General features: G+C 54.3%; 4 protein-coding genes and 1 pseudogene. 3 read left to right on the forward strand and 2 right to left on the reverse strand.

The features are described 5' to 3' along the window. Window positions 1-570 (reverse strand): annotated as a pseudogene (locus H8Q75_RS06965) (alpha-mannosidase); the annotation flags it as partial. Window positions 571-692: 122 nt separating this feature from the next. Between H8Q75_RS06965 and H8Q75_RS06970 the strand changes: the two are divergent. Further along, complete coding sequence (locus H8Q75_RS06970) at window positions 693-1,493, forward strand: hypothetical protein (protein WP_024123926.1); 801 nt, start codon at window positions 693-695, stop codon at window positions 1,491-1,493. Between the two features lie 74 nt (window positions 1,494-1,567). Here the strand turns inward: H8Q75_RS06970 and H8Q75_RS06975 are convergent, their stop codons facing one another. Continuing rightward, window positions 1,568-2,440, reverse strand: a complete 873-nt coding sequence (locus H8Q75_RS06975; RefSeq protein ID WP_024123925.1) for an alpha/beta hydrolase — start codon at window positions 2,438-2,440, stop codon at window positions 1,568-1,570. A 95-nt stretch (window positions 2,441-2,535) separates the two neighbouring features. Here H8Q75_RS06975 and secE point away from each other — a divergent pair, with 95 nt between their 5' ends. Then, window positions 2,536-2,751: a preprotein translocase subunit SecE gene (gene secE, locus H8Q75_RS06980; RefSeq protein ID WP_024123924.1), complete on the forward strand. Its 216-nt coding sequence runs from the start codon at window positions 2,536-2,538 to the stop codon at window positions 2,749-2,751. Window positions 2,752-2,781: 30 nt separating this feature from the next. Then, the coding region (locus tag H8Q75_RS06985) for a transcription termination/antitermination NusG family protein (protein ID WP_297040981.1) at window positions 2,782-3,085 on the forward strand (304 nt) is incomplete at its 3' end.

The following is a 3,085-nucleotide window of genomic DNA, read 5'->3' on the forward strand; positions in this document are numbered from 1 at the left end:
CCCTTGACTTTCTAGAATTTCCTTCAGCAGCAGTTCAAGGGGTTCTAAGTTGAGGGTGTCACCAAAAATCTCCAAAATGTTCAACTCAGCGGCAACAAAGTCGGGGTCAACTCCCGTGGACGATTCAAACCGCAGGCAGGATCTCACCAAAGCACCGTCATCGTGGCTGGGACTGATGAGATGCAACACCACATCCCAGGTTTGGCCAGGGGTTACGGCTTCCCCTAGGCAAAGACTCACCGAATGATCGAATAAATCCCCCCGATGCATCGCCTGGCCATTGACATACACCGTGGCCTGATCTGCCCACCACGTGAGATCAAGGCGTAGAGTTAAGCCCGCCACGCTATAGCCTTGAACCATCGCCGGTACACTGATCCGCTGCCCCAACCACAGGGAGTGCCGACCCTTGGGCCACGCCAGATGACCTTTAACATTCACGGCATAGGGAGTCGTCCCTGCATCTTTGAGGGAGGGGGAGGTGAGGGGAAACCACTGGGAATGAATCTCGATGACTGCCAGTGAATGTAAATAGTTACGAGATTCTTTGATTAATTTTGTCAAGGCCATAAAAATTCGTTAATTTGCTGGCGATCGGCCTAGGCCAATTGCTATGCTGGAGGTGTGAGGAGCCGTCGTCATTCATTTAACCAAACTGTCAATAAAAAATTTTATTTAAGGGGAGTGACCTCATGGTAACCCGATTTGAGCCCTGGCGGGGCTTTTTGCTCTCCTCAGTCTGTGGGATACTGACCGCCCTCGCGATCGCCCCAGTGATGCTTGCCCAATCCCAACGACCCCCTGCCCCCGATCAACCTGTAGAAACTGTTGTGGCGGATCCCCTCCAGAGTTCCTTCCCGCTCCCTTGGAAATGGATTGAGGACGGCCACGCTGCCGCTGTAAAAGCCAAGAAACCCCTCCGCTTCACACAACAGACCCCCCAATATCTCTCTCCCGATGGCCGCTATGTAGCACAGGCCACCCTCTACTTTAGGGCTGATCCCGAGGCGCAACGGCAACAACTGGTGAGCGTTCTTGAAATTCGCGATCGCCAGAGCGGCAGCCAACAGCAGATTGAAAGTCTCAAGGAAATGCCGCCTGAATTTTTGGCAGAGGTGCCCCCAGGCCAAGGTCTGATTGCGGTGCTGGTTCCTGTCGGTTGGTCAGCAACGGGCAATCGTCTTTTGGTGCGACAGGTCGGTGGGCTCTTTGCCACGGATTTAATAAGCGACGGCGCATGGATTTGGCAGGCGGGGGTGGGTCATGTGGCCACAGTTTATCCTACCGCTGAGGAATACGACTTTGCCACCCTCCTCGGCTGGAGCACAACGGATCCGCAACGGGTGCTCTTTCAAACCCAAACAATGGGGAATCCCAAAGTTACGATTTGGGCAGTGGATACCCAAGGCAGCACCCAATTGGCCCAGGGCGATCGCCCCCGTGTCTATGGCACCACCCTACCCGCCACTGCTAATGCCCAGCGTCGGCCCTAGGTTTCCTTCCCTAGGGCAATTCAGGTATTGAGGGCAGTGGTATCCAAAATTCAAAGTGCCCCAGCGGGGAGCAGTTACCTCAATTGGCTCAGATAGCGATCGATGCAGCCAATCATCACCGCCGGGCACTCCAGCTGGGGCGTTAGTCCCACCTCTGGAATCACATCAAAGGCACGAATCGCCTCCCGGTTTAACTGTGCCAAGCGTTGACCTACCCTCAGAGGAGGGAGTTTTGCCTGCTCTCCCCAAACAATATAGGTCGGCACCGTCAAATGGGGCAAGAAGCGACTGAGATCGCAGCAGAGATCACCGCGCACAAAAGCCAGTGCCGCAAACTCTGCCCCCGGTGACTGTGCCACTTGGGTATAGGTGGCAACCATTTCGGGGCTGATGCGGCTAGGTCGGGCAAACTGCTGATGAGCCATAAAGGATTGCACACTCAGGGAATTGGCCACGCCAAGGCGATAAAAGACTATATCCACATAGGGTTGGCGTGCAATCTGGGCAAGGGGAGTTTGGCGGTAATCTTGGCCAAAATCACTCAAACCCGTTGGGCAGGTGAGAATGAGGCCACGGAAGCGTTGGGGATGGGCGATCGCCCCCTGGATGGCAAAGGCTGCCGTCAGTGAAGACGTGATCACCACCGCCGGTTCTGCCGTCAATTGGCCAAGGCACTCCAGCAAGTGATCCACATAGGCCGCCACCGTATAGGGTTGATCGCGATGCTCAGAGGCTCCCCAACCGGGCAAATCCAAAGCAAAAAGGGAATACTCGGCTGCAAAGGCTGGATAAACCGCCGACCACTCATAGCGGCTCGAGCCACCGCCAAAGCCATGCCAAAAAAATAGAGGCGGCCGGGCAGGGTTCGCCGGGCTGAAATCATTCGTCACGTAGGCCACCTCACCCATAGCCGTTGTGAGGGTGCGCGATCGCAAGCAGTCAAACATGGGGATTTCCTAAAGAGAAGAAACCTGCTATGATGATAAATCGCGCTGAATTAAACGGGTAGCAACGGGCTGCCCCGCCCCAATGGAGTGCCGCCGTGAGCAAGAGTACCGAAGGCGAAAAGCCCACTAGTGGCTTTAATCTAACCGAGTTTTTCCGCGAAACCAAGGAAGAACTCAGCAAAGTGGTGTGGCCCGATCGCCAACGCCTGATTGGCGAATCTGCCGCAGTCATTCTCATTGTTTCCCTTTCCGCTGCTGTCATCTACCTAGTGGATGAACTCTTTCGTTGGCTGGCCACACTGATTTTTTAGACAGCCAAAGATTTCTACGAGTACGCGCCTATGGTGAGTGAATTTACTGATCATTCTGATCTAAGCGATCCTCTTGACGATACCGTTGAAGTGTCCGAAGAGGAGCAAGCTGGTAAGGTCAAACGATTTTGGTATGCCGTCCAAGTCGCCTCTGGCTGCGAAAAAAAAGTGAAAAGCACCATCGAGCAGCGGCTCCATACGCTGGATGTGGCCGATCGCATCTTTCGCATTGAAATTCCCCAAACCCCGGTCATCAAAATCAAAAAAGATGGCTCGCGGCAAACCATTGAGGAAAAAGTTTTTCCCGGTTATGTGCTTGTCCAAGTACGGGCCC

This window comes from Thermosynechococcus sp. OHK43, from assembly GCF_014466085.1.
Taxonomy (GTDB): domain Bacteria; phylum Cyanobacteriota; class Cyanobacteriia; order Thermosynechococcales; family Thermosynechococcaceae; genus Thermosynechococcus.

Bases quoted from the DNA above. Each gene is read 5' to 3' on its own strand.
- H8Q75_RS06970 (WP_024123926.1), top strand. From the start codon at position 693: ATGGTAACCCGATTTGAGCCCTGGCGGGGCTTTTTGCTCTCCTCAGTC.
- H8Q75_RS06975 (WP_024123925.1), bottom strand. From the start codon at position 2,440: ATGTTTGACTGCTTGCGATCGCGCACCCTCACAACGGCTATGGGTGAG.